General features: G+C 63.9%; 24 protein-coding genes, 2 tRNA genes and 1 pseudogene. 10 read left to right on the top strand and 17 right to left on the bottom strand.

The genetic code is table 11. From position 1 onward, the window contains the following. The 3 genes and pseudogenes from ACSQ3P_RS25575 to ACSQ3P_RS25565 form a co-directional block, all read left to right on the top strand. Positions 1-1,318: hypothetical protein (locus ACSQ3P_RS25575; protein WP_436168273.1), on the top strand; the 1,318-nt coding region annotated here is incomplete at its 5' end. A gap of 781 nt (positions 1,319-2,099) precedes the next feature. Then, positions 2,100-2,180 (top strand): annotated as a pseudogene (locus ACSQ3P_RS25570) (IS5/IS1182 family transposase); the annotation flags it as partial. Positions 2,181-2,239: 59 nt separating this feature from the next. Next, complete coding sequence (locus ACSQ3P_RS25565; protein WP_436168272.1) at positions 2,240-2,680, top strand: hypothetical protein; 441 nt, start codon at positions 2,240-2,242, stop codon at positions 2,678-2,680. Positions 2,681-2,973: 293 nt separating this feature from the next. Here ACSQ3P_RS25565 and ACSQ3P_RS25560 read toward each other — a convergent pair whose 3' ends face one another. Both ACSQ3P_RS25560 and ACSQ3P_RS25555 read right to left on the bottom strand, forming a co-directional pair. Continuing rightward, positions 2,974-3,429: a hypothetical protein gene (locus ACSQ3P_RS25560; protein WP_436168271.1), complete on the bottom strand. Its 456-nt coding sequence runs from the start codon at positions 3,427-3,429 to the stop codon at positions 2,974-2,976. 79 nt (positions 3,430-3,508) lie between these two features. Further along, positions 3,509-3,599: transfer RNA gene (locus ACSQ3P_RS25555), tRNA-Ser, on the bottom strand. A 225-nt stretch (positions 3,600-3,824) separates the two neighbouring features. Between ACSQ3P_RS25555 and ACSQ3P_RS25550 the strand changes: the two genes are divergently transcribed. Further along, on the top strand, positions 3,825-4,187 hold the full coding sequence (locus ACSQ3P_RS25550; RefSeq protein ID WP_436168270.1) for a hypothetical protein: 363 nt from the start codon (positions 3,825-3,827) through the stop codon (positions 4,185-4,187). 155 nt (positions 4,188-4,342) lie between these two features. Continuing rightward, positions 4,343-4,630 (top strand): BrnA antitoxin family protein, encoded by a 288-nt coding sequence (locus tag ACSQ3P_RS25545; protein ID WP_310152049.1) that lies wholly within the window; start codon positions 4,343-4,345, stop codon positions 4,628-4,630. Positions 4,631-4,884: 254 nt separating this feature from the next. Here ACSQ3P_RS25545 and ACSQ3P_RS25540 read toward each other — a convergent pair whose 3' ends face one another. The 8 genes from ACSQ3P_RS25540 to ACSQ3P_RS25505 form a co-directional block, all read right to left on the bottom strand. Beyond that, positions 4,885-5,145 (bottom strand): hypothetical protein, encoded by a 261-nt coding sequence (locus tag ACSQ3P_RS25540; protein WP_436168269.1) that lies wholly within the window; start codon positions 5,143-5,145, stop codon positions 4,885-4,887. Between the two features lie 85 nt (positions 5,146-5,230). Continuing rightward, positions 5,231-5,548 (bottom strand): hypothetical protein, encoded by a 318-nt coding sequence (locus ACSQ3P_RS25535; RefSeq protein ID WP_436168268.1) that lies wholly within the window; start codon positions 5,546-5,548, stop codon positions 5,231-5,233. 491 nt (positions 5,549-6,039) lie between these two features. Further along, complete coding sequence (locus ACSQ3P_RS25530) at positions 6,040-6,480, bottom strand: GFA family protein (RefSeq protein WP_436168267.1); 441 nt, start codon at positions 6,478-6,480, stop codon at positions 6,040-6,042. A gap of 113 nt (positions 6,481-6,593) precedes the next feature. Then, the gene (locus ACSQ3P_RS25525) at positions 6,594-6,905 is read right to left on the bottom strand and encodes an OmpA family protein (RefSeq protein WP_436168266.1); all 312 of its coding nucleotides are present in this window, start codon (positions 6,903-6,905) and stop codon (positions 6,594-6,596) included. Positions 6,906-7,259: 354 nt separating this feature from the next. Next, positions 7,260-7,976, bottom strand: coding sequence for an ABC transporter permease (locus tag ACSQ3P_RS25520; RefSeq protein WP_436168265.1), 717 nt, complete (start codon positions 7,974-7,976; stop codon positions 7,260-7,262). Between the two features lie 25 nt (positions 7,977-8,001). Further along, positions 8,002-8,670, bottom strand: a complete 669-nt coding sequence (locus tag ACSQ3P_RS25515; protein WP_436168264.1) for an ABC transporter permease — start codon at positions 8,668-8,670, stop codon at positions 8,002-8,004. Beyond that, positions 8,667-9,350, bottom strand: coding sequence for a hypothetical protein (locus ACSQ3P_RS25510; protein ID WP_436168263.1), 684 nt, complete (start codon positions 9,348-9,350; stop codon positions 8,667-8,669). Before ACSQ3P_RS25510 ends, ACSQ3P_RS25515 begins: the two co-directional genes overlap by 4 nt. A 22-nt stretch (positions 9,351-9,372) precedes the next feature. Continuing rightward, on the bottom strand, positions 9,373-10,113 hold the full coding sequence (locus ACSQ3P_RS25505) for a transporter substrate-binding domain-containing protein (RefSeq protein WP_436168262.1): 741 nt from the start codon (positions 10,111-10,113) through the stop codon (positions 9,373-9,375). A gap of 328 nt (positions 10,114-10,441) precedes the next feature. Between ACSQ3P_RS25505 and ACSQ3P_RS25500 the strand changes: the two genes are divergently transcribed. After that, the gene (locus tag ACSQ3P_RS25500) at positions 10,442-11,257 is read left to right on the top strand and encodes a helix-turn-helix domain-containing protein (protein ID WP_436168261.1); all 816 of its coding nucleotides are present in this window, start codon (positions 10,442-10,444) and stop codon (positions 11,255-11,257) included. Between the two features lie 18 nt (positions 11,258-11,275). Here the strand turns inward: ACSQ3P_RS25500 and ACSQ3P_RS25495 are convergent, their stop codons facing one another. After that, the gene (locus ACSQ3P_RS25495; RefSeq protein ID WP_436168260.1) at positions 11,276-14,731 is read right to left on the bottom strand and encodes an indolepyruvate ferredoxin oxidoreductase family protein; all 3,456 of its coding nucleotides are present in this window, start codon (positions 14,729-14,731) and stop codon (positions 11,276-11,278) included. Between the two features lie 138 nt (positions 14,732-14,869). On the opposite strand from ACSQ3P_RS25495, the gene ACSQ3P_RS25490 reads away from it, so the two are divergent. Beyond that, positions 14,870-15,337 carry an Lrp/AsnC family transcriptional regulator gene (locus ACSQ3P_RS25490; protein ID WP_436168259.1) on the top strand — a complete coding sequence of 156 codons (468 nt, stop codon included), beginning with the start codon at positions 14,870-14,872 and terminating at the stop codon, positions 15,335-15,337. A 60-nt stretch (positions 15,338-15,397) separates the two neighbouring features. On the opposite strand, the gene ACSQ3P_RS25485 is transcribed toward ACSQ3P_RS25490, so the two are convergent. Beyond that, positions 15,398-16,102, bottom strand: a complete 705-nt coding sequence (locus tag ACSQ3P_RS25485; protein ID WP_436168258.1) for a L,D-transpeptidase — start codon at positions 16,100-16,102, stop codon at positions 15,398-15,400. 147 nt (positions 16,103-16,249) lie between these two features. On the opposite strand from ACSQ3P_RS25485, the gene ACSQ3P_RS25480 reads away from it, so the two are divergent. Together ACSQ3P_RS25480 and ACSQ3P_RS25475 are read left to right on the top strand one after the other, a co-directional pair. After that, the gene (locus ACSQ3P_RS25480; protein WP_436168257.1) at positions 16,250-16,513 is read left to right on the top strand and encodes a hypothetical protein; all 264 of its coding nucleotides are present in this window, start codon (positions 16,250-16,252) and stop codon (positions 16,511-16,513) included. Positions 16,514-16,784: 271 nt separating this feature from the next. Then, on the top strand, positions 16,785-17,996 hold the full coding sequence (locus tag ACSQ3P_RS25475; RefSeq protein ID WP_436168256.1) for a hypothetical protein: 1,212 nt from the start codon (positions 16,785-16,787) through the stop codon (positions 17,994-17,996). Positions 17,997-18,324: 328 nt separating this feature from the next. Here ACSQ3P_RS25475 and ACSQ3P_RS25470 read toward each other — a convergent pair. From ACSQ3P_RS25470 to ACSQ3P_RS25450, 5 genes are all read right to left on the bottom strand, one after another. After that, positions 18,325-18,400: transfer RNA gene (locus ACSQ3P_RS25470), tRNA-Phe, on the bottom strand. A 149-nt stretch (positions 18,401-18,549) separates the two neighbouring features. Further along, on the bottom strand, positions 18,550-18,762 hold the full coding sequence (yacG, locus tag ACSQ3P_RS25465; protein ID WP_436168255.1) for a DNA gyrase inhibitor YacG: 213 nt from the start codon (positions 18,760-18,762) through the stop codon (positions 18,550-18,552). Beyond that, on the bottom strand, positions 18,755-19,576 hold the full coding sequence (locus tag ACSQ3P_RS25460; protein WP_436168254.1) for an SDR family NAD(P)-dependent oxidoreductase: 822 nt from the start codon (positions 19,574-19,576) through the stop codon (positions 18,755-18,757). Before ACSQ3P_RS25460 ends, yacG begins: the two co-directional genes overlap by 8 nt. 170 nt (positions 19,577-19,746) lie before the next feature. Next, positions 19,747-20,226 carry a GNAT family N-acetyltransferase gene (locus ACSQ3P_RS25455; protein WP_436168253.1) on the bottom strand — a complete coding sequence of 160 codons (480 nt, stop codon included), beginning with the start codon at positions 20,224-20,226 and terminating at the stop codon, positions 19,747-19,749. Between the two features lie 412 nt (positions 20,227-20,638). Continuing rightward, positions 20,639-21,247: a Maf-like protein gene (locus ACSQ3P_RS25450; RefSeq protein WP_069693701.1), complete on the bottom strand. Its 609-nt coding sequence runs from the start codon at positions 21,245-21,247 to the stop codon at positions 20,639-20,641. A gap of 331 nt (positions 21,248-21,578) precedes the next feature. Between ACSQ3P_RS25450 and ACSQ3P_RS25445 the strand changes: the two genes are divergently transcribed. Continuing rightward, the gene (locus tag ACSQ3P_RS25445; protein WP_436168252.1) at positions 21,579-21,938 is read left to right on the top strand and encodes a hypothetical protein; all 360 of its coding nucleotides are present in this window, start codon (positions 21,579-21,581) and stop codon (positions 21,936-21,938) included. The last annotated feature ends 67 nt before the right edge of the window (positions 21,939-22,005 follow it).

Raw genomic sequence — 22,005 nt, 5'->3', positions numbered from 1 at the left:
GCTTTCAGCCATGGCCGCCGCTACCGCCGTGACCGCCACCGCCACCGTGACCGCCGCCACCCTGGCCACCGCCACCCTGGCCGCCGCCGCCACCCTGGCCACCGCCACCGTTACCGCCGCCGCCATGGCCGCCACCGCCACCGTGACCACCACCGCCATGGCCACCGCCACCACCGTGACCGCCACCACCGCCATGGCCACCGCCACCGTGGCCACCGCCGCCACCATGGCCGCCGCCGCCATGGCCGCCGCCGCCATGGCCGCCGCCACCGCCGTGACCGCCACCACCGCCATGGCCACCGCCACCGTGGCCACCGCCGCCGCCATGGCCACCACCACCACCGTGACCGCCGCCGCCATGGCCGCCGCCGTCGCCGTTACCGCCGCCACCGTGACCACCACCGCCGTGGCCACCGCCACCGCCATGGCCGCCACCGCCGTGACCGCCGCCACCGCCATGGCCACCACCACCGTGACCGCCGCCACCGCCATGGCCACCGCCACCGTGACCGCCGCCACCGCCATGGCCGCCGCCGCCGTGACCGCCGCCACCGCCATGGCCACCGCCACCGTGACCGCCGCCACCGCCATGGCCACCGCCGCCGTGACCGCCGCCACCGCCATGGCCGCCGCCACCGCCATGGCCACCACCGCCGTGGCCGCCGCCGCCCTGGCCACCGCCACCCTGACCGCCACCACCTTGGCCGCCGCCGCCCTGGCCGCCACCACCCTGACCGCCGCCACCTTGGCCGCCGCCGCCCTGGCCGCCACCACCCTGACCGCCGCCACCTTGGCCGCCGCCGCCCTGGCCGCCACCACCCTGACCGCCGCCGCCTTGGCCGCCGCCGCCCTGGCCGCCACCACCTTGGGCGCCACCACCCTGACCGCCGCCGCCCTGGCCACCGCCACCTTGGGCGCCACCGCCCTGACCGCCTCCGCCCTGACCGCCACCACCTTGGGCGCCACCGCCCTGACCGCCTCCGCCCTGACCGCCACCACCTTGGGCGCCACCGCCCTGGCCGCCGCCGCCCGAATTGCCGCTCGCCCCGCCATTGGAGGCGCTTCCAGAACCGTCGTTAGAGCCGTCGCCTCCGCTGCGGCCGTTGCCTTCGGGGCCTGCGGCGCCGCTCGGGCCGCCCGAGGACAAGGCTCCCGTCGTCAAGGGCGGGCACATCCAATATTGACTGCCGCCCTGCTGAATCAGGCTGCACGCGGCATTGGGTGCGCGTACGCGCCTGCCATTGGCGGAAACCGCACTGTAATATTGGACATTGCCGGCAGTGGCGCCCTGAGGCGCGGGCGTCGGCGCGCCGATTGACGCGGTTGTCAGTGGCGGGCAGGTCCACAGCAGGTCGCGGTCGTATTGTACGACGATGCAATCCCGGCTCGGCGCCCGCGTTCTGCGGCCATTTGGGGATACGGCGTTGTAGTATCGTACCCCACCTGCATCTGCCAGGGTTGGCCCGGGCGCTGCCGCTGGGACTGTGCTCTGGCGGAATGGGTTGCCGGGTGCCGCCGGATCGCATTCCCACAGCCAGTTATCTTTACCCAACAGCCAGTTGTCTCTGATGAGCTTGCGTTCGCAAGCGCTGTGGGGCCTCGGTGTCGGACTGCCGTCGACCGCGAAGCCCGCGTGGTACTGCGGCCATGGCTTGGCCCCTTGCGCGTAAGCAAAGGTCGACGTAGTCGCAAGAAGTCCCGCAATAAGGATCTTGTTCTGCAGGTAGCGCATGACGTACCTCCCGCCCGGGAGGTCTAGCGGCCACCCAGCGCAAAAAAAGATGCACTTCGAGATGGCCTGCTTTAGATTTCGGAAGAAGGCCAATCCGACACCTTAAGCAATAGCATGCGGTATTGTTTTGACTTTATTCTATTCGAGCGAACGATTCAGTTCGTTCGAACTAATCCGATGGGATTACTGCCGGACAAGGCGACCGGGAGGGAGACGAGGGATGCTGACGTCCTGGAAATGGGCGATGACGAGCGGCTTCTCCGAGAAGCTCGAAAACCACGTCTTCGCCGTCGCTCTGCATATGAAGCATCACGACTTCCTGCGCATCCATTCGATGCTGCGGGTGTCCCCTGCTGGTATTGGGATGAGCCGATATGATAAGCTCGCAGCCAACTTCCTTGCCATGGCCCGGCTCGCTTCAATGCGGCTGCGGCTCCGTACTTATTAGTCAACAGCCTAAATTACCGAGCTGCGATGAAACGATACACTTTTCTCCGGATTAATTTAATGTCGATATCGTTCGTTATAGGAATTATTTTGTTCTGTCTTGCGTTAATCGCGGGCAATCGAATGTGGATAAATCATAATCTTCGAAAATATGTATTCCTCGATTACAATGAAACGAAAATATATCATAGTTGGAAGGGCGATCGACCGCTTAGTTACTGGTATGCACTTGCGCCAAATCATGAGGCGGAACAATTTGAGCCGCAAGATTTTGACATTCGGGAGCTGCCGCCAAAATACACTTCTGGCCTTGCTATTAATACTGAGAAACTCCGCCTGGCAAACGCCAAGCCAGGCGAGAAGATGCCAGCACGTAGTAGCGAGGAAATAAGACGCGACATAGAAGAGATGCAGGAAGCGCATAAGGAAGCCCTGAGAAGGGCCATCGATGACCACTATGTATTTGTAGAGCGGCAGGAGCCAAAAATAAAATCACAGTAGAATGACGTTGTGGCAACAAATCCCGACCATGCTTGGCTTCGCGGCGCCGCCGGCGCTGCGGTCCGATTTACGGACGGCTCAATTTTGCTGCACCAGCTCATTGAAGGGGAAAAAGTCGGGGCGCCTGTAGGCGTATGAGCGGGCTCCAATCAACATTTCACCCCCCTCTAGTCTTTGGGCTCGTCGCACGATGACGGGCTCGAAGCAATGGGGCTCTCGTAGGTCCTGGCAGTCCGCTCGCGGATGCCAACTCACGACCCATATCAGACTGAGGGCCGATGATCTGTGCCGAACTATCGGGAAGCAGCGTAGGTCAGGATCGCTTGGCACGCGATACGGATCGGCTCGTCAAGCCGCGCCTCAACCTCGGCCAATTCGGATTGCTTTCGATCACGGATGTCAGGGTGCCACGCGTCTAGGTTTTCGCCGATGAAACCAATTCGATCTGCCTCGTCGCAGGCCATGTAAATCACCGAGAGCGGTCCGTGGGCGCCCTTTGTGTCCTCCCAAACTGATTGAGCGAGGTCGACGTAACGGACTAGGCGCAGGGCAGCCTGGAGCGGCCTCAATCTACCCTCCAGCATTGCTGAAGCGATGTTCGCCGCCTCACCGATATCTCCGCCGTCCGCCATGGCGGCAGTCTGCCGAATGTGGCTCATGAGGTCACCGAAAGATTTTGAATTGCGGCTCTCCACCCGTTGCTGACGGTGAGAAAGACCGCCGTTGATTGGCCGGCGAGCGCACGCCATCCGCGCTCTCGCCCAGCCCGACCCCGAGGGTGCTTTCCGGCGCTCAGCAAAATTCAGCGAAATCAGAAAAAGGGAAGGTTGGCGGAGACGGAGGGATTCGAACCCTCGATACCCTTGTGGGGTATGCTCATTTAGCAAACGAGTGCCTTCAGCCTCTCGGCCACGTCTCCGTTACGCGCTCTATGCCCGATTGCCGCGCGCTTTGACAAGCCGTCCCGTGGCGATTTGCGTAGGTTTTGCTGTGAGCCGCTGAATCAGGGGCAAGCGGCGCCGCGTAAACCGCCGCCCTGCCCGGCTCCGGAGTGCCAGTGGCAACGCAGCAGAAACAATCCAGAACAACTTGCCCGGCAAGCTCCTAGCGAATCGCGCGCGCGGCGCGCGCTCCGGAGCCGGTCATGAGCAGCATATCAGGCGTCAGCGCCGCATCAGTCATCAGCACGGCGTCGCTCGGCAGCGACAATACCTCCGCCCTCGCCCAGGCCGACGCCGCGGCGGCACAGGCTTCGGCCGCACTCGCCACGGCCTCGGCGAAGCTCGCCGCCGACGAGAAGGACAAGGCCGACGACCAGACGCTGCAGCAGGACCGCGCCGCCGTGCAGCAGGCCGAGCAGGCCTTGCGGGCAGCCGAGCAGCGCGCAGCCCAGCTCAAGCAGGCGACTGAGGCGAACAAGAGTGCCGAGCAGGCGAAGCCGGCCGAGGAGGCGCAAGAGAGAAACCCCGTGCCGGGCCTCGGCGAAGTGGTGGACGTCTCGGTCTGAGCCAGGCTCGCGGCTCCCAGCGAAAACGGCTCCCGTCCTGTACAGCGGTCGCGGCAATCACTAGCCTTTGCTTGGACACGTTCGACCACCTCGCTTTGCCTGGTGAGTCGGCCGGATGTCGCCGCGACGATCCATGCACAACGCCAAGGCCTCTCATGAGCCAAGATAGACCCCGCCGGCCGGTCAATCTCCGGGACAAGGCCGAAGCCTTGTTCAAGCCAGCCCCACCGAAAGTCCCCGCCCCGGCCGTGAAGCGGCCCGCCATTCCCGGAGCCCGGGAGCTGGTCTCGCTGCGGATCGACAGCGAGGTGCTGGAGCATTTCCAGAGCGGCGGCCCCGGCTGGCAGGACCGGATCAACGATGCCCTGCGGCAGGCCGCGGGCCTCGGCAGCGACGATGAGGGCCTGACGCCGGACGAATTGAATTCCTCGAATGACGGCTGATTGGCGGGGTTAGGCCCTGATGGCTTGATCTGGAAACACCGCCGTCATTCCGGGGCGGCCCGCAGGGCCGAGCCTGGAACCCATAACCACCGGAGTTGCCAGATCGGGTGCGACCGCCCTTGCGCCTTACCCGTCTCCAGCTGAGGATATGGGTTCCAGGCTCAGGCCTTCGGCCTGCCCCGGAATGACGGCGTGGTTCCAACCGAAATCATGAGGCTCTGGCGCACCGCTCGCCAGCACCTCACTGGAACGCCTCACTTGGCGGCCACGCAGGTCCCAAGGCTCGCGACAGTGCCGGCGGGGCAGGTCTTCTTGCCGAGCGTCGGCGCGGCCCGTTGCGCGCTGGCCTGGAAGGATTCGCAGCAGGCGCCGCGCACATAATAGCCGCTCGGGCAGGCGCCGCTGCGCTCGATGCGGTCCTTGCCGTCCAGCGTCGGCCGGCAAGCCCCGGCAGCAAGAGCCTCGCCGGCGAGACCGGTGATGGCAACAGTGATGAGGGCGGCGACTCGGATCATGCCGGCAAACATCGCCCATCCCGCCCGGCCTGTCACCGGCGAAACGCGCCTGTCCCCGGCTCAGGAGAGCCGGCCGGCCTTCGCGTCAATCGCACTCGCGGACGCGGTTATAGCCGACGAAATCGCCCCAGCTGTTATAGACCGGGCGCCGCGTGACATAGCAGTCGGACTCATAATAGCGCGGCCCGGCATAGACGGGGGCGGGTCCGTAATAGGGCGGCGGCGGAGCATAGCGCCCGGCTCCGGCGAGCGCGCCGCCGACGAGAGCGCCGGCCGCCATACCGCCGAACAAGGCGCCGTTGAAGCCGTCACGTGCCTGCGCGGCCGTCGACAGCGACAAAGAGGCTGCAGAGATACCCACCGCCAGAAGACCAGCGATACCGATTCGAGTTAGCGCGCCCATGGCACCCTCCATCACGTGTAGGGTAGGTTTAACAATCCAAAAATGAATAAAAACTGAATGACAAGGTATCGCAGCGTCATAACCATGCCGAAATTCGGCCACAACTGTTAATTTGCATGAATCCCTCTTGGCATTATCAGTACAATCTCGAGATCTTTCGCAGTTTATTACGACAGATTCAAAATACTCTCTTTGTCGCTGCATCGTCATGAGACGTTTCTTGGGCGTTCCCCAGAACCCGGTCAATCATGTGAGCAAGGATTTCAGTCGGTTGGAATTTCGGGAAACGCGCCGTCATCCCGGGCGACTGCAAGGAGACCCGGGATCCATGCCGGAACCTCTCCTGCAAGCACTCCCGAATGGATCCCGGATCTCCGCTTCGCTGCGTCCGGGATGACGGCGCGGGTGATGGCAAGCGATCGAGGCCTCCTGAGATCGCTCGTTTCATGTCAGGCCAGCCCCACCGTGGTGGAATACAGCCCACGCGCCCCTCAGCGCCCCGCCGGCCAGCCGACAAGCGTCGTCGGTATCCAGCGCGCCTTGCGCCGCGCGATGCGTCCCTCGGCTGCCTCGGCGCTGAAATCCCTGGGCTCGGCCGGCCGGATGAAGGCGGCACGCTCGTCGAGCAGGTCGATATTGAGCGTGGTCCAGGCCTCGCCCTGATCCGTCATCAGCATCGCGACATAAACCCCGCAACGCCTGCAGATCACCACCTCCGAAGTGCTCAGCCCGAAGGTGTAAAGCTGCAACTGCTCGGGCTCGCGCGCTGTCAGCGTGGCGCTCGATTTCGGATCGGAGAAGGTGCGGGCATTGTGCTTGCGGCAAAACGAGCACTGGCAGGCGCCGATGACCTGCTCATCAGGACCGCGCGGCGTGCGCAACTCCACCGCGATCGCCCCGCAATGGCAGGCACCCTTGTGAAGGCGTTCCATGCTCAGTCCTCGCGGGTTTGCTTGCAGTGAGCGCGAGGCTGCGCCCGGGCGGCGGCTTCGGTCAATGGCCGCGCAAGGCGGGCGCAGCGACCGCGGCCGCTAACGGCGCAAGCCTAACGGATCGTCACGGAGACAAAGCGATTGCGAGGCTCCCGCTCCCCTGCCGCGGTGGCAACGGGCAGTCCGCGGGTGCCGGCAGCTTCGAGACGAACAATGGCCCGGCCCGGCACGCCCGCCGCAATCAGCGCCTCGCGAACGGCCTCTGCGCGCGCACGAGCCAATTGGGCGGAGCGCTCTTCCGACCTGTCGGTGTGGCCGGAGATGGTTATGCGAGACGACGGGGTTGCGCTTTCGCGGATGGCCGCGATGATCTGCCCGGCCGACGGCGACACAGTCGCCAAGCCCCAGTCCATGAAAATCATCATGGTTCGCGGCGAGCGTGCAGCAGCCGCGATGGGCCTGCACTGATATTGTTCAAAGCAGGATGGCAAACCGGCCGCCCGGTCCTCCGGCCTCTGCACGCTGCAGAGCGCGCCACTGGAGATCCGCTTCGTTTGGGAAGGGCACCTGCATTCCGGAGCGACCTTCCCGTCTTGTGTCGCGCAGGTCTCCGCACGAGCGGGGGCGTAAGTCGCCAGCGTCAGAGCCAGCAGCGTCGGCAGAACTGTCCAGAATTTCACGCCCATTCCCCCCAGTTTATGCGTGGAGACTATGAGCCGCATCATGGGCCTGTGCTAGGGCGGGTTCCGAACCGTCAGGACGAGCGCCTGCCCGATCGCTCAGCCGTGAGCCGCTACGGCAGCCTTCGCAAGGATACCGGGATCCACCGCCTTCAAATTCTCGATGGCCAGCCGCCGTTCGAGCTTGCGCAGCGCCCATGAGAGCGTTGTCGTGATGCAGAAATAGATGGCGCCTGCGGTGAGAAACACTTCGTAGGGGGCGTAGGTGTTCGTCACTTCCAGACGCGCGACGCCGGTCAGATCGAGCAGTGTGATCGTGCTCGCCAGCGAGGTCGCCTTCACCGTCAGGATGATCTCGTTCTCGTAGGCGGGGAGCGCGGCGCGCATGGCGAGCGGAAGGGTGACCAGGAACTGCGTTTGAAGCCATGACAGCCCCATGGCGTGCGCCGCCTCGACGAGCCCTTTCGGGATCAACCGCAGCGCCCCCGAGATGATTTCGGCGGTGTAGGCTGCCGAGTTCAGGCCCAGCGCCAGGATCACGCAGAAGAACGGGTCGCGGAAGACGGGCCAGAGGAAGGAGTTGCGCACGATCTCGAACTGGGCGAGGCCGTAATAGACCAGAAAGACCTGCAGCAGTGCCGGTATGCCCCGGATGATCAGGATGTAACCGTTTGCAGGCAGCGACAGCCATGTCGAGGTCGAATTCCGGGCAAAGGCCAGCGGCACGGCCAGGAGCATTCCGGCGATCAATACCAGGACGGCCAGCTTTCCCGTCATGCCCAGGCTTTTGAGCATCGGCGGAAGGACGTCGGCCATGATCGAGACATCCAGCATGGTACCCTCACGCGAAGCCGCGATTGGCTCGGCTCTGCGCCCAGCGAAGCAAGACGGTCGCGATCGTCGTCATGACCAGGTACATGAACGCGGCGATCGCATAGACGTAGAACGGTTCCCGGGTGGACCCGGACACAACCGCCGAGGCGCGAAGCAACTCCTCGAGCCCGATGACGGAAATCAGCGACGTCTGTTTCAGAAGGATGATCGTGAGGTTGCTGAACCCGGGCAGAGCAAGCCTCCAGGCCTGCGGGAGAATGACGTGGAAAAACGCGATTCTCTTTGAAAGCCCGAGAGCGTCGGCGGCTTCCTTCTGGCCTCGGGCCACCTGTTGGATGCCAGCTCGAATGATGTCGCTGGCATAGGCGCCGAAGATCAGCCCCAGGGCGAACACACCGGCTGTGAAGCCGTTGATGTCGACATAGGCGCCGGTCAGCTTGGTCAGGGCAACGGTGCTGCCGAAATAGATCAGGTATATGACGATCAGGTCGGGGACGCCCCTGACAACCGCCGTATAGGCTTCGGCGATGTAGCGCAGAGGACGGGGACCGTAGATCTTCGCGGCGCCAAGGCCCAGGCCCAGAACCGAGCCGAAGATCAGGGCGAAAAACGCGACGGAGAGCGAAACCAGCGCTCCGGCGAAGAGCTGGTAAGTGTAGCCGGAGAAGAGGGTCACGTGCGCGCTCGCGCAAAGGTCCTGGGTTTGGCTAAAGTCTTGGGCTTGATCGCCGCCTTGTTGCGGACGAACTGAGCTCCCGGGCTGTCATACCATGCCTGCAACCTGCCGCCGGAGGTGCGTTCCGTGCCGTAGACGATCCACACGTCGTCGGGGGAGCCGATGATCTGATCGATCCGAACCCGATCGGGATGCTGGTCGGCATATTCGAGATAAACGAGCGCGGAATCGTATTTCCCGCCCAGCAGATTCTCGAAAATGATTGGAAGAGACCGCTCCGACACCCTGGTTTCCCATTTGTCGATGTCGATGTAGCTCTCGGTCGCCGGCATGAGCAGGCCGATCGACTTTGGCGTCTCGACATCCCTGCGGGTCAGGACGGCAAGATCCTTGCTGCGCGAGATGAATGTGTCGATCGCGAAGACTTCGTTGAAATAGGCGCCCATCGTCCCCGGAGTCGCCGGATGGACCGCGCATTGCAGCACGAAATCATAGCGGCCCGCTCGAAGCCCCTTGATCGCGATTTCGAAATTGTCGACCAGGGCGATATGCGCGTCTTCCAGCTGGTTGAACGCGATGTATTGCTGCGTCACCAGCTCATGGTTCGTCCCGGTGGGGCCGAGCGTCGCAAAGGAAATCATGGTGTCATCCTGACTGGGAGGATTGGCGCCGCAGGCCAATCCTCCGGGCTCGGTCGGCGTTTCACATCAGCTTGAAGCTGAAGTATTTTGCCGTGACCTTGTCATAGGTTCCGTCCGCGATGATCGCGTCGATCGCTGCATTGATCTGGGCAAGCAACGCCGTGTCTTCCTTGCGCAAGGCGATCGCATTGCCGTCGCCGAGCAGGCCGCCGCTGTACTCTTCGCCCACGAGTTCGAAAGCGGCTGCTTCGGGCTTCTTCAGGAAGCCGAGCATCGACGTGACCTTGTTTGCCAGCAGCGCGTCGACCCGGCCCGACAGCAGATCCATCTCGACATCGGTGGTCTTGTCGTAGCGGACGATTTCCGACTTGGCGTAGGTCTGGGTCAGGAAGGTGTCCTGGATCGAGCCGCGCTGCACGCCGATGCGCTTGCCGGCCAGCCCGGCAGGAGACGTATCCGTCAGGGCGCCCTTCCTTGCCGCGAACTGGCTGGAGGTATTCTTGTATTTCTTGGTGAAGGCGACCTGCTGCTTGCGCTTCTCGGTCACGCCCATGCTGGCGACGATGAGGTCGTATTTCCTCGCATTCAGGCCGGGAATGATGCCGTCCCATTCCTGCGCCTGGATGGTGCACTTTGCCTGCATCTGCTTGCAAAGCGCGTTTGCGATATCGACGTCCCAGCCGGTCAATTGGCCCGCATTATCGACGAAACTCCACGGCGCATAGGTGCCTTCCGTCGCAATTCTAAGGGTTTTCTCCTGTGCCGACAGGTTAGTGGATGTAACGGCGGCAGAAACAATCATCGCCGACGCAAGAAAGAGCCCACTGAAGCTGGGTTTCTTCATTCAGATCGTCCCCTCTTTTTATCATGACCCGCATTGAGCGCTCCCGACATGCAGCGGCACTCAACCGACGAATGGGCAATTTTCAGCCATCGGAACCGGTCGGTCAATAATCTGGAAAATATTTTCATCTAAGGAAAATACCTGCTCCAACTCGGTGTCGGACGGTTCATGACGCGCGCCTTTCTGCGATCCGTTCATGCGGGGCCAGACAAGGAATCTTCCTCGGGACAAGGCCATCGCCACGCGATGAAGACGGAGACCGCCGCGTTGGCCATAGTGGCTCGCGGTGCTAGAATCTGCTGTCGGATGCGGGATCCGGTCCGATGCCTCAGAAGACGGAAACAGGGCCGTTCGGGCCCGGCCATCACGAAAACGGGGTGATTTGCTCTTGGTTCAGCCACCAGTCAAAAAGAAACCGACGGCGGCAAAACGCGTCCGGCGGGGCGCGCTTTCGATGATGATCCGGCCCAAGACCGACGACGCTAACCAAGACGATGCGCAATCCAGCGCTGCTTCGGCGAAGGCGAAGGAAACCGATGCGCTCGCCCTTGCGGTCGGCAAGGAGATTCGCAGCCTGCGCTTGAGCCTCAATATGGCGGCCAACGCACTCGCCGAGGCGGCCGGCCTGTCCAACGGAATGCTCTCGAAAATCGAGAGCGGTCAGTCGACCCCGTCCTTTGCGACCTTGCTGGCGCTCTCCGGCGTGCTGAAGGTGCCGGTGGCAAGACTATTCGCCAGCCACAACACGCATGCCGATTACTCGCTGGTGCGCGCCGGCAAGGGGATCGACGTGCAACGCCGGGGCTCGAAGATCGGGTTCAACTACCAGCTTCTGGGCCATCTCCTCTCCGGAGAGAAATACGCCGAGCCCTATCTGGTCACCATCAGCGACGCGGCTTCCCCCTCGCCCGGCTTCCAGCACACCGGGATCGAATTCATGCATATCTTGGAGGGTTCGATGATCTATCGATACGCCGATGCATTGGTCGAGCTGCATCCCGGCGATACGATGATTTTCGACGCCAATTCGATTCACGGGCACGAGCGATTGCTGAAATCGCCCGTGCGTCATCTCTCGGTTGTCTTCAACCTTCGCGCATAGCCGGCTCTTGAGATTGCACTATCCCCCGGCAACCCGGCGCACCCTGCCATTCGCGGCCGGCGGCAGCGGCCGGGCGAGCAACTCGCTTACACGCGCCCTCACCTCCTCGACCGCCTTGTCCTTGACCGGACCATAGCCGCGGATGTCCATCGGCGCCGTGGCGATCTCGGCTGCCCCCGCCGGGCCCTGCTGCGGCAGGCGCTCCAGCAGCTGCGCGACGATGCCTTCGTACCAGCCGATAAGGCCCCGCTCCATCCTGCGCTCGGCGGTATAGCCGAACAGGTCGAAGGCGGTGCCCCGCAGCCGCTTGAAGCGAGCCAGCACCCGCAGCGGCGTCTGGATCCATTGGCCGAACTGGCGCTTGAGCGGCCGGCCTCGCGCGTCCCTGCCGCTCGCGAGCAGAGGCGGCGCGAGGTGGTAGTTCACGGAGAAGTTGCCTTCGAACTCGCGCTTCAGCTCGTCGAGAAACCCGCTCTGCATATGCAGCCGCGCGACCTCGTATTCGTCCTTGTACGACATCAGCTTGAAGAGCGAGCGCGCCACCGCCTCGGTCAGTGCGGTGGAGTTGAAGGGAGCCTCCGCAAGCCGGACACGCTCGACGGCGTCGCGGTAGCGTCGCGACCAGGCCTCGTCCTGATAGCCGACGAGAAACGCGGCGCGGCGCGCGATCACCTCGTCGAGCGTCTCGGGGCCGGCCGCTTCCTCCGTGCCGTTGAAGTCCGGATCGGCGCAGGCCAGACGTCCCGCCGCGAAGGCCTGCCGGTTCTTCTCGACCGAGACCCCGTTGAGCGCGATGGCGCGATCGAGTGCGGCATGCGAGACCGGCACCAGCCCTTGCTGCCAGGCATGCCCCAGCATGAGGACATTGGCGAAGACGGCGTCGCCGAAACGCTTTTCCGCCATGGCGTTGGCATCGAAAGCGCTGATGTTTCCGGCCCCCGCCACGGTCTCGATTTCACGCAGCCGGCGGCGCGAGGCGAGATCGGCATCGCGGATGCGGACGATGTCGCCGGTCGGCATCTCGGCAAGATTGACGACCGCTCGCATGCCGCGCCGATAGGTCGCCGACGCCTTCGGCGAGGAGGACACGACGATGTCGCAGCCGATCAGGGCATCGGCCGCGCCGTTGTCGATCCGGACCTGGTTGATGGCCGATGGCGTGCCGGCCAGGCGGATGAAGGACAGGACCGGCCCGAACTTCTGCGCGAAGCCGGTGAAATCGAGCACCGAGCTGCCCTTGCCCTCGAGATGGGCCGCCATCGCGATCAGCGCGCCGATCGTGACCACGCCGGTGCCGCCGACGCCGGTGACCAGAAGATCGAACGGCTTGTCGAGCGACACTGGCGCCGGCGCAGGAAGGACGGCGGCACGGGCCACGAAATCGTCTTCCAGCACGGTTTTCTTGCGCCGCGTGGCGCCTTCGACCGTGACGAAGCTCGGGCAGAAGCCGTTCAGGCAGGAGAAATCCTTGTTGCAGTTCGACAGGTTGATCTTGCGCTTGCGCCCGAACGGCGTCTCCTTCGGCTCGACGCTGAGGCAGTTCGACTCGACCGAACAATCGCCGCAGCCTTCGCAGACGAGATCGTTGATGTAGGCGAAGCGCTTTGGGTCCTCCATCGTGCCGCGCTTGCGGCGGCGACGCTTTTCGGTGGCGCAGGCCTGTTCATAGATCAGCACCGAGACGCCCTTGACGTTGCGCAGCTCGCGCTGCACGGCGTCGAGATCGCGGCGGTGATGAATGGTGATGCCGGCTGGCAGGTCGCGGCTTGAGAATTTCTCGGGCTGGTCCGACACCAGCGCGAGACGCTCGACACCTTCGGCGCGGACCTCCTGCGCAATCGCCTGCACGCTGATCGGCCCGTCGACCGGTTGACCGCCGGTCATCGCCACGGCGTCATTGTAGAGGATCTTGTAGGTGATGTTGGCTTTGGCCGCGATCGCCTGGCGGATCGCCATCGACCCGGAATGGTAATAGGTCCCCTCGCCGAGATTCTGGAAGATGTGCCCCTTGCCGGTGAACAGCGACGAGGCCGCCCAGTTCACGCCCTCGCCCCCCATCTGGATCAGCGAGGTCGTCTCGCGGTCCATCCAGCTCGCCATGAAATGGCAGCCGATGCCTGCCAGCGCCTTGGAACCTTCCGGCACCTTGGTCGAGCTGTTGTGCGGGCAGCCCGAGCAGAAATAGGGCGTGCGCGTCGCGCCCGGCACCTGGATGAGGCGGTCGGCCTCGGGCACCAGGCTCGCCGCCCGCGCGGACAGGCGCAGATCGGGAAACAGCGCATCCAGGCGCCGCGCGACGATCGGCGCCAGCATGATCGGCGACAATTCGCCGATCCAGGAGATCAGCCGGTTGCCGTCCTCGTCGCGCTTGCCGACCATGGCGTGAGGCTTGTGGCCGGGATAGTCGTAGAAATACTCCTTGAGCTGACTTTCGATGATACCGCGCTTTTCCTCGACGACGAGGATCTCGGTCTTGCCGCGCACGAAATCGAGCGCATCGCGGCGCGCCAGCGGCCAGACCATCCCGACCTTGTAGATGTCGATCCCGAGCTTACGGCAGGCCGCCTCGTCGACGCCGAGCAGGCGCAACGCCTCCATCAGGTCGAGATGGCCTTTGCCGGTGGTGACGATGCCGAAGCTGGCGTCGGGTATGTCATAGATGCGGCGGTCGATCGGATTGGCCTCGGCGAAGGCGAAAACGGCCATCTTCTTGGCCTCCATCCGCTCCTCGATCTGCGGCCCGGGCAGATCGGGCCAGCGATAATGCAGGCCGGTTGCGGGCGGCGTGTAGGCGGGCGCGTTGAAATCGCGCGGCGGCGGAATCTCGACCGATTGGCCGCTTTCGACGGTTTCCGAGATTGCCTTGAAGCCGACCCACATGCCCGAATAGCGCGACAGCGCGTAGCCATATTCGCCGAAGGCCAGGTATTCGCCGATCGAGGCCGGATTCAGCGTCGGCATGAACCAGGCCATGAAGGCGACGTCGGACTGATGCGGCATGGAGGACGAGACGCAGCCATGATCGTCGCCCGCCACGACGAGAACGCCCCCGTGCGGCGAGGAGCCATAGGCGTTGCCGTGCTTGAGCGCGTCGCCGGCGCGGTCGACGCCCGGCCCCTTGCCGTACCACATCGCAAAGACGCCCTCGACCTGCTTGTCGGGGTTGGTCTCGACCTGCTGCGAACCGAGCACGGCGGTCGCGGCAAGGTCCTCGTTCACCGCCGGCAGGAACGCGATGTTGTGCTGCGCGGTCAGGTCCTTGGCGCGCCACAACTCCAGATCGACACCGCCGAGCGGGGAGCCGCGATAGCCAGAGATGAAGCCTGCCGTGTCGAGGCCGCAGGCCTTGTCGCGCCGCGCCTGGTCGAGCGCGATGCGCACCAGCGCCTGGGTTCCGGTCATGAAGACGCGGCCGGAGCTCTTCGCGTAACGGTCGCCAAGCGCGTAGTCGCCAACCGGGACATCGTAAGCCATGGGCGAAACCTCCCGCATGCGTTGTTGCGGTCGATTCAACCAGGATTCTCTGGAAAATCCTGCCTCACTTTGTAGGCTTTGCCTTTAATTCGGTTTATCCTACCGAAAATTGCCGCAACACCGGTGGAAATTTCCAGAATGGCTAGGATCGAACTCGGCACCCAGGACAGCAAGCTGCTGCAGATCCTGCAGTCAGATGCGCGCGTCTCCAATCAGGATCTGGCTGATCAGGCCGGCATGTCCGCGTCGGCTTGCTGGCGCCGGGTGCGAGTGCTGGAGGAGGCCGGCGTGATCGCGGGCTACATGGCGATCGTCGATGCCGAGAGGGCGGGGTTTGGCTTCAGCGCGATCGTGCATGTGACGCTGCTGCGCCACGAAGCCGATCACGTGTCCAATTTCATCGCGCGCGTCGCCCAACAGCCCGAAGTGGTGGAATGTTTTTCGACCACCGGCGAGGCGGACTATCATTTGCGCGTCGTCTGCCGCGACAAGGACGACTACAACGTCTTTCTTGAGCAGTTTCTCTTCCGCCTGCCGGGCATCGCGCATGTGCGCACCAATCTGGTGCTGAAGGAGATCAAGCTACACGGCAAGATTCCGGCATAGCGCGGCGGAAGACGGTCGAGATGCTGTTCGCGCACCTCAAACCCCGATCGTTCGACGCGTTTACGCGGGCAACACGGTTACAGGCGTGCCCAGCGACACCCGCGCATACAAATGAATGATGTCCTGGTTTATCATCCGAACGCAGCCGGACGACACGTTGGTGCCCACCGTATAGGGTTCGAGGGTTCCGTGAATGCGGTAACCGAGATCGCCGCTTGCATCGAACAGATACATGGCGCGCGCGCCTAGCGGGCTTTTCGGGCCGCCGAGCACGCCGAGGCCTCGGGGCGTCCTTTCGAGCTTGGCTTTGATTTCCGGGTCGCGTTCGACCATTTCATGAGGCGGCACCCAGTCCGGCCAGTCGCGCTTCATATTGATCTTCGCCGCGCCGGACCAACCGAAACCCTCGCGGCCGACACCAACCCCATAGCGGGTCGCGATCCCCGGCGATTCAACGAAATAGAGATGGTAGGATGCAGGATCGACAACGATCGATCCCGTTGCATGATCCCGGCTGAGCTCGACGGTCTGGCGAAGATATTGCGGATCAATATCGCCGGAGTTGACCGCAGGAACCGGAAAGCGCTCGCCTGGATAGGCGGTGTAAACCTCGGCATAGTTCGGGCGCGCCAGCGTACGGGTCCGAGCGCTCGGCTTGCCCACTGACATGTCCGGAAGGGCAACGATGCTGCCGGTCCCACAGCCTGCCAGGCCGGCCGCGCCAACGGACAGGGTGAACAGGTTAAACGATCGGCGGCTCAGCATCGGGTATCTCTCGGCAAAGGCTGAGGAGAGACATGGGCTTATATGGTTACCACCGCGTGAAGGCGGGCGGGCCATCTGGGCTGGCCGGGAGGACTTGCAGTCATCTACGGTATGAGTGTCAGGAATAACTCCACTGGGGCTGCAATCTTGCTGGAAGCAATCGTTGGGCAAACGCTCCGTTTCCTTTGGTCCGTCATCTCGGAAATCATCTGCTTCCACACGGGCAAGGCTCTTGTGGAGTGCCTTACGTTTGGCAGCCTAGCTGTCGCCGACTACCGCGAAACCAAGAAGCCATTCGCAGCTTACTGGCGGGAAGGGCGGCAGCCCGTTCTCAACAGCGGCATCGCGGTTTTGATCGGCTGGGCGTTCTGGATCGCGCTTTTCATCAGCGCCATTCATCTTCTTCGGTGACGGCTATCGGGGCTCGACTTACCGGATCAGTGTCTCCGTCGACTGGCGCAGAGTTGAGGCGTGAAAGGACAAGACCGGCAATATCAGCTTCCTGGCGCGCTAGCAGTCGACATTTGAGGGTGCGAGCATGACGGTTCAATCGCTTCGCGGGCGAGCCGGTCGCTTTGCCGCGCAGCCGGTGGCGGCTGTCGTCGATTGCATGGTACAAATAGGCTGGAGGGCGCTGGCTTCACAGTAAAATTTGCGCAATGCTCGTTGCGGGGGACGGGCTATGCATGTGCGGTTGGTATTGTTGGCGTGTTTGCTGGGCAGCGGAGCGGCAGCTGAAGAGGACAAGGCCCGGCGTGAACTGCTTCCAACGGTAAGAGCCGCAACCGACTGCGTGTCGCGTTCCCTAATCCAGGAGAAGGTCACAGCATCGGCGAACGACGATGCGATCCGAAATGGGGCCCGCCGGGCTTTCGGCCTGCAGTGTCAAGCCGAAGGCCGCAAGCTTGTTCTAGAGCACGATCGTCTCCACGGCGTAGGAACAGGGAGAGGCTTCGTCGACGGCCCGTATTTCGCGGATCTGCCTCGCGCGGTCCGCGTGAGGATGGCCAATACCTATGCCGGTACGATGCCGTCAGCAAAGCCGCGGCGCTGCCCCGATATGCTCGAAATCTACGAAGTACAGGACAGTGGGCGAACACTTGCCCAAGCTGAGCAGGCTGGCCTGCAGCGTCAGACGAAGACCGAAATGGAGGTGCTGGCCAGTTTCACGCAGCGCATGGAACAGCGGCTACAGCAGGCGCGTCACGCGATGGCTAGGCCCGTTCTGGAAGAATTCAGGGCGCTGCCTGCTTCGGATATGGGGATCTGTTTTCCCGCCATCGTGCCAGTTATGGCCGAAGCCCGGGCCATCGCTGAGCAAATCGAGTTGCGCCGGCAAGAGGCCGAGCGGCAGCAGGCCGAGTCCGAGCGCCAAAGGTACGAAGAGGCCCAGAGACGGGCGGAGGCCGAGCGGATAGCAGAGGTCCGGCGCGCCGAAACGCAACGGATAGAGGAAGAACGTCGCGCGGAGGCCCAGCGGATCGCTGAAGAGCGGAGGCAGGAAGCGAGGGCCGCCGCAGAGCGTGCTCGCCTAGCCGCTGAGAAAGCCGCGGAGGAAGAGCGCCTTGAGGCGCTGCGCCCGATCAACGTCCTGAAAACCGCCTATCAGTACTACGCCTTCGTCAAAAAATGTAACGAGTTCCGAGACGGCTACGTCAGCATCTTCATCTCGGAAAATGAAATCGTTCGCGCACGGACCGCCATCAAAGCGATCGAGACCAAGATCAAGATTTTGGAGCCATCGATAAACACGGATATGGCTTGGTCCACAGCAACTGGGGGAACGCTAAACGTCGTACCGGAGAGGGCCATGTGCCAGGGGTCTCTCCAGAGTCTAATCGCAATGTTTGAAAAGCTCGCGCCAGACGCGGCCGCTCCGAAAAAAGATTTTTGACCCACGCTTTAGGGTCCGTTTGCCTCCGCCCGCGCTGGGCCTGAGCGTCGAGCTAGGCGCAATGGTCGAAATGGCGCTGCCAACCACGCAAAGCCGATCTCAGGCCGGTTGATGTCCCAGGCGCGGCGTAAGGCTCCGCGTATCCCCGCGGCCTCGAGAAGCGGGCCGACGCCTGCTTTTCGATCACTGACAACCCTGCCAAGCGGTCAGTAAGCCCACCGTCCCGCCCCGCGGCAGGAAGAAGTCACGAACCGCGAGCGTTCCAATCGGTGAAACCACCGATTTCTCGGACTTTTTAGAGGCTCATGGAAATTGATGGAGAAAGGAATGGTGCCCAGAGCTGGAATCGAACCAGCGACACTGCGATTTTCAGTCGCATGCTCTACCAACTGAGCTATCTGGGCGCCGGAGATGGGCAAGCGCCCGTCCCTGTTGGTGGAGGCGGTATAATGGCCGGGCTCGCGGCTGTCCAGTCGCTTGCGCAAGCTTTCCATCGCTATCGCGACAAGGCGCTTTCCGGCCCCCTTCGCGCCGGCTTTCCCGCCAAACCCGCTCAATCCTCGTCGTCGCGCTCGCGGCCGGGCTTGTCGGCCTCGGCCTCGTCGACGGGCGCGCCTGGAATCACATAGCTGCCCTTGAGCCAGCGGCCGAGGTCGATATCGGCGCAGCGGGGCGAGCAGAACGGCTTGTATTGGGCGACCCGCGGCTTGCCGCAGATCGGGCAGGGTTTGGCGGCGGGCGGCGCGGCGTTTTCATTGTCAGCCATATCCGAGCGTGATTCCTCCATCGACGACGAGTTCGAGGCCGGTGACATAGCGCGCTTCGTCGCTGGCGAGAAACAGCGCGGCGTAAGCCACGTCCCAGGCCTCGCCCATATGGCCCATCGGCACCTGCGCATCGCGCGCCGCCCACATCGCATCGATGTCGCCATCGCCATAGACCTGGGCGAGGCCGGCGGAATGCTCGACCATCGGCGTCTTCATCAAACCGGGCAGGATCGCGTTGACGCGGATCTTCTGGGGCGCGAACTGCGCGGCCGTGGTGCGGGTGAGCTGGTTCAGCGCCGCCTTGGTCGCGGAATAGCTGGCATAGGGCACGCCGGTATGGCGAATCGAGGCGATCGACGAGATGTTGATGATCGAGCCGCCCTCGCCGCTCTCCTCGAACTGGCGCTGCATCACCGGGATGACATGCTTCATCGCCAGGAAGGCGCCGGTGAGGTTGACCTTGAAGACGCGGTCCCAGACCTCCTCGGGCAGGTCGACGACGCTGCCGACCTCGGCGATGCCGACATTGTTGTCGAGGATGTCGATGCGGCCATAGCGGCCGAGCGCGCGCGCGACGAGATCGGCGACCGCATCGGCCTTGGTCACATCGGTCTGCACGGCAAAGGCCTGGCCGCCCTCGTTCTGGATGATGGCGGCGGTTTCCTCGGCCGCGTCGCGGTTGATGTCGGCGCAGATCACTTTCGCGCCCTCGCGGGCGAAGATCGTCGCGGTCGCCTTGCCATTGCCCCAGCCCGGCCCGATCGAGCCCGCGCCGGCCACGATCGCGACCTTGCCCCTGAGACGTCCCGTCATGCGCAGTCCTCCTGGAGGCGCGCCTTGTCAGGCCGGCGCGCTTATGGGACGTAAGGATCGGAGGTTACGGGATACGGCGCAAGATGCGGCGCGGCAGACGGGCCAAGCAAACCCGCCTGCCCTGAACCGAGCGGATCGCCTCGGCCCGGCGGCCGCCTCATCCGTGAGCTCTACGTCAGATCCTTGACCATCAGTATCCACTCTCCGGGTTCATCCGACCCCGGAAATGCGGAAAAGGGGCGCCTGTCCCACTCCCTGAAGCCGGTCTGCCGATAAAGCCCATGGGCTCTCGCGTTGAAGCTGCCGACCATCAGCGTCAGCCGATCTTTCCCAGCGGCCCGCGCAATGGCTTCGGCCTCGGCGAGGAGGGACTTTCCAAAGCCCTTGCCCTGATGCTCGGGATAGATCGCCGCCGCCGCGATGTACCAGGTCCCGGCGGCCATGGCCTTCAGCTCGTTCAGCGCCCGCACGACCTCCGCGGACGGTGCGGCAGGGCTGGTTGGCGCGGGGATGACATATCCGTTCAACGCCCCGGCGATCCGCCCTTCACGCTCGGCGACGCGCCAGTTGCTGAAATGCGTGAAGTGCGTCTCATCATTGCGGATGACGCCGCGACCGACCTCGAAAGCCGACCGGCCGGCATCGGCCATCTGGCCCCACAGGAAGGAGGTCAGGCGGCGCGTCGCCATGTCGGCCAGCAGCGCCAGATGAGCGCAATCCTCCTGGGATGAGGGCCGAAATGAGATGCTTGGCGAGGCGGGCGCTGAGGACATATCTGCTCCAAGGGGTCGACGATTTCGGGTTCGGCGATTTCAGACAACAAAAAACCCGCCGACCGAAAGGTGGGCAGGTTGCGGAAAACTCAGGGACGATGACGGGGCCTAATGTCCCCGGAAACCTCGTCGCAGAATCGACACGCCACGCTGCGCGGTGATGCAGCGTCGGCGTCGGACGATCTCAGCGAGGCGATGGTTGAGATTCATGGGCCGCGAGGATGATGGGGATTCGTCCCCTGGTCAACGGCATTGCCCGGCGCTCGCGACCCATGTCGCGACAGCCCCCTCACCCGACATTCATCCAGCCGAACCGCACCGGAAACCCCTCACCGCCGAGCAGGTTGACCGTCTCGTAGAGCGGCAGACCGACGACACCGGTATAGGAGCCGACGAGCTTGATGACGAAGGAGCCGGCGATGCCCTGGATGGCATAGCCGCCGGCCTTGCCGCGCCATTCGCCCGAGGCGAGATACATCTCCAGATCCTCGTTGGAGAGCCGCTTGAAGCGCAGGCGCGTCTCGACGATGCGGTCGCGGATCGTGCCATTGGGCGCAACCACCGCAACCCCGGTATAGACCCGGTGCGCGCGGCCTGAGAGCAGGCGCAGGCAGGCGGCCGCCTCGTCGACGATCTCGGCCTTGGGCAGGATGCGCCGGCCGACCGCGACCACGGTATCGGCGGCAACGATGTAGCAGCCTTCGAGATCGGCCCGGCTCTTGGCGCCCTCGCGCGCAGCTTCGGCCTTCTCGCGAGCGAGCCGGCGCGAGAGGTCGCGCGGGCGCTCGCCCTTGAGCGGGGTCTCGTCGAGATCGGCCGGCAGCAGCGCGTCGGGCTTGAGACCGGCCTGCTCCAGCAGCGCGAGCCGGCGCGGCGAGGCCGAGGCCAGAACCAGCATGGGGCGCCAGCCGGGATGTTTGGGAGAGGCGAAGAAGCTCACAAGGCGGCTCGACGAATTGGGGGCGCGCAACGGGCGGCGCGCTCGTGGCTAAGGCTCTAGAGCATTTTCCACGGCGGATAAATCCACCGCTGGCGCAATGCATTGGGCGCAAGCGGTGGGGCGTGTTTCACTCCGGCCATACATCCTGCGCATATTATAGGCGGGACTACGGGCCATGCCGCATTGCACAATGGCGCGTGAGGCACCACACTACCCGACCAAGCGGGCTGTACGTCCCGCGTTCCGGAGTCACTCCCTTATGGCAATATCGAGCAAGCCTCCGTCCGCCGTGACAAAAGCGGGGGTGGAAGCGCAGGCGCTCGCCACGAAGGTGCTGACGATGCAGGCCGATGCCGGGCTGACCATCGCCATGCGGATGCCGATCCTGCTGAAGGGCGCCTTCGGCGACAGCCATGGCCAGCGCGAGGCGGCCAAGGCCGTCAGCGAAAAGGTTTCGGCCGTGATGGAGAGCGGGCTTGCCGCCTCTCAAGCCGCCGCGATGTTCTGGTGGGGCTTTGCCCTCAACCCGCTGGCGCAGGTCGATTTCGCCGAGGCCGTCGCCAAGGTCGCCAACAGCTCGCTGGAGCCCTTCGCCAAACGCACCCGCGCCAATGCGAGCAGGCTCACGGGCCGCGCCCGCACGCGCTGAGGGCTGTCATCCCGTGCGCGCTGCGGCACGCAGTGCTGCGGCGCAGACACGGGACCGCGCGACGTGA

Origin of the sequence: Allobosea sp. LjRoot9 (genome assembly GCF_964252745.1) — a bacterium.
Lineage (GTDB): Bacteria > Pseudomonadota > Alphaproteobacteria > Rhizobiales > Beijerinckiaceae > Allobosea.
This window is presented reverse-complemented; position numbering and strand designations above follow the sequence as displayed.

What these genes read in the sequence shown, in the direction of transcription:
- ACSQ3P_RS25525 (WP_436168266.1), bottom strand. Translation starts at nt 6,905, where the DNA reads ATGATGATTTTCATGGACTGGGGCTTGGCGACTGTGTCGCCGTCGGCC.
- ACSQ3P_RS25520 (WP_436168265.1), bottom strand. Translation starts at nt 7,976, where the DNA reads ATGGCCGACGTCCTTCCGCCGATGCTCAAAAGCCTGGGCATGACGGGA.
- ACSQ3P_RS25475 (WP_436168256.1), top strand. Translation starts at nt 16,785, where the DNA reads ATGCATGTGCGGTTGGTATTGTTGGCGTGTTTGCTGGGCAGCGGAGCG.
- ACSQ3P_RS25550 (WP_436168270.1), top strand. Translation starts at nt 3,825, where the DNA reads ATGAGCAGCATATCAGGCGTCAGCGCCGCATCAGTCATCAGCACGGCG.
- ACSQ3P_RS25565 (WP_436168272.1), top strand. Translation starts at nt 2,240, where the DNA reads ATGTCGATATCGTTCGTTATAGGAATTATTTTGTTCTGTCTTGCGTTA.
- ACSQ3P_RS25560 (WP_436168271.1), bottom strand. Translation starts at nt 3,429, where the DNA reads ATGGCGTGCGCTCGCCGGCCAATCAACGGCGGTCTTTCTCACCGTCAG.
- ACSQ3P_RS25505 (WP_436168262.1), bottom strand. Translation starts at nt 10,113, where the DNA reads ATGATTGTTTCTGCCGCCGTTACATCCACTAACCTGTCGGCACAGGAG.
- ACSQ3P_RS25490 (WP_436168259.1), top strand. Translation starts at nt 14,870, where the DNA reads ATGGCTAGGATCGAACTCGGCACCCAGGACAGCAAGCTGCTGCAGATC.
- ACSQ3P_RS25540 (WP_436168269.1), bottom strand. Translation starts at nt 5,145, where the DNA reads ATGATCCGAGTCGCCGCCCTCATCACTGTTGCCATCACCGGTCTCGCC.
- ACSQ3P_RS25455 (WP_436168253.1), bottom strand. Translation starts at nt 20,226, where the DNA reads ATGGCCGATGCCGGCCGGTCGGCTTTCGAGGTCGGTCGCGGCGTCATC.
- ACSQ3P_RS25460 (WP_436168254.1), bottom strand. Translation starts at nt 19,576, where the DNA reads ATGACGGGACGTCTCAGGGGCAAGGTCGCGATCGTGGCCGGCGCGGGC.
- ACSQ3P_RS25495 (WP_436168260.1), bottom strand. Translation starts at nt 14,731, where the DNA reads ATGGCTTACGATGTCCCGGTTGGCGACTACGCGCTTGGCGACCGTTAC.
- ACSQ3P_RS25485 (WP_436168258.1), bottom strand. Translation starts at nt 16,102, where the DNA reads ATGCTGAGCCGCCGATCGTTTAACCTGTTCACCCTGTCCGTTGGCGCG.
- ACSQ3P_RS25450 (WP_069693701.1), bottom strand. Translation starts at nt 21,247, where the DNA reads ATGCTGGTTCTGGCCTCGGCCTCGCCGCGCCGGCTCGCGCTGCTGGAG.
- yacG (WP_436168255.1), bottom strand. Translation starts at nt 18,762, where the DNA reads ATGGCTGACAATGAAAACGCCGCGCCGCCCGCCGCCAAACCCTGCCCG.
- ACSQ3P_RS25545 (WP_310152049.1), top strand. Translation starts at nt 4,343, where the DNA reads ATGAGCCAAGATAGACCCCGCCGGCCGGTCAATCTCCGGGACAAGGCC.
- ACSQ3P_RS25530 (WP_436168267.1), bottom strand. Translation starts at nt 6,480, where the DNA reads ATGGAACGCCTTCACAAGGGTGCCTGCCATTGCGGGGCGATCGCGGTG.
- ACSQ3P_RS25535 (WP_436168268.1), bottom strand. Translation starts at nt 5,548, where the DNA reads ATGGGCGCGCTAACTCGAATCGGTATCGCTGGTCTTCTGGCGGTGGGT.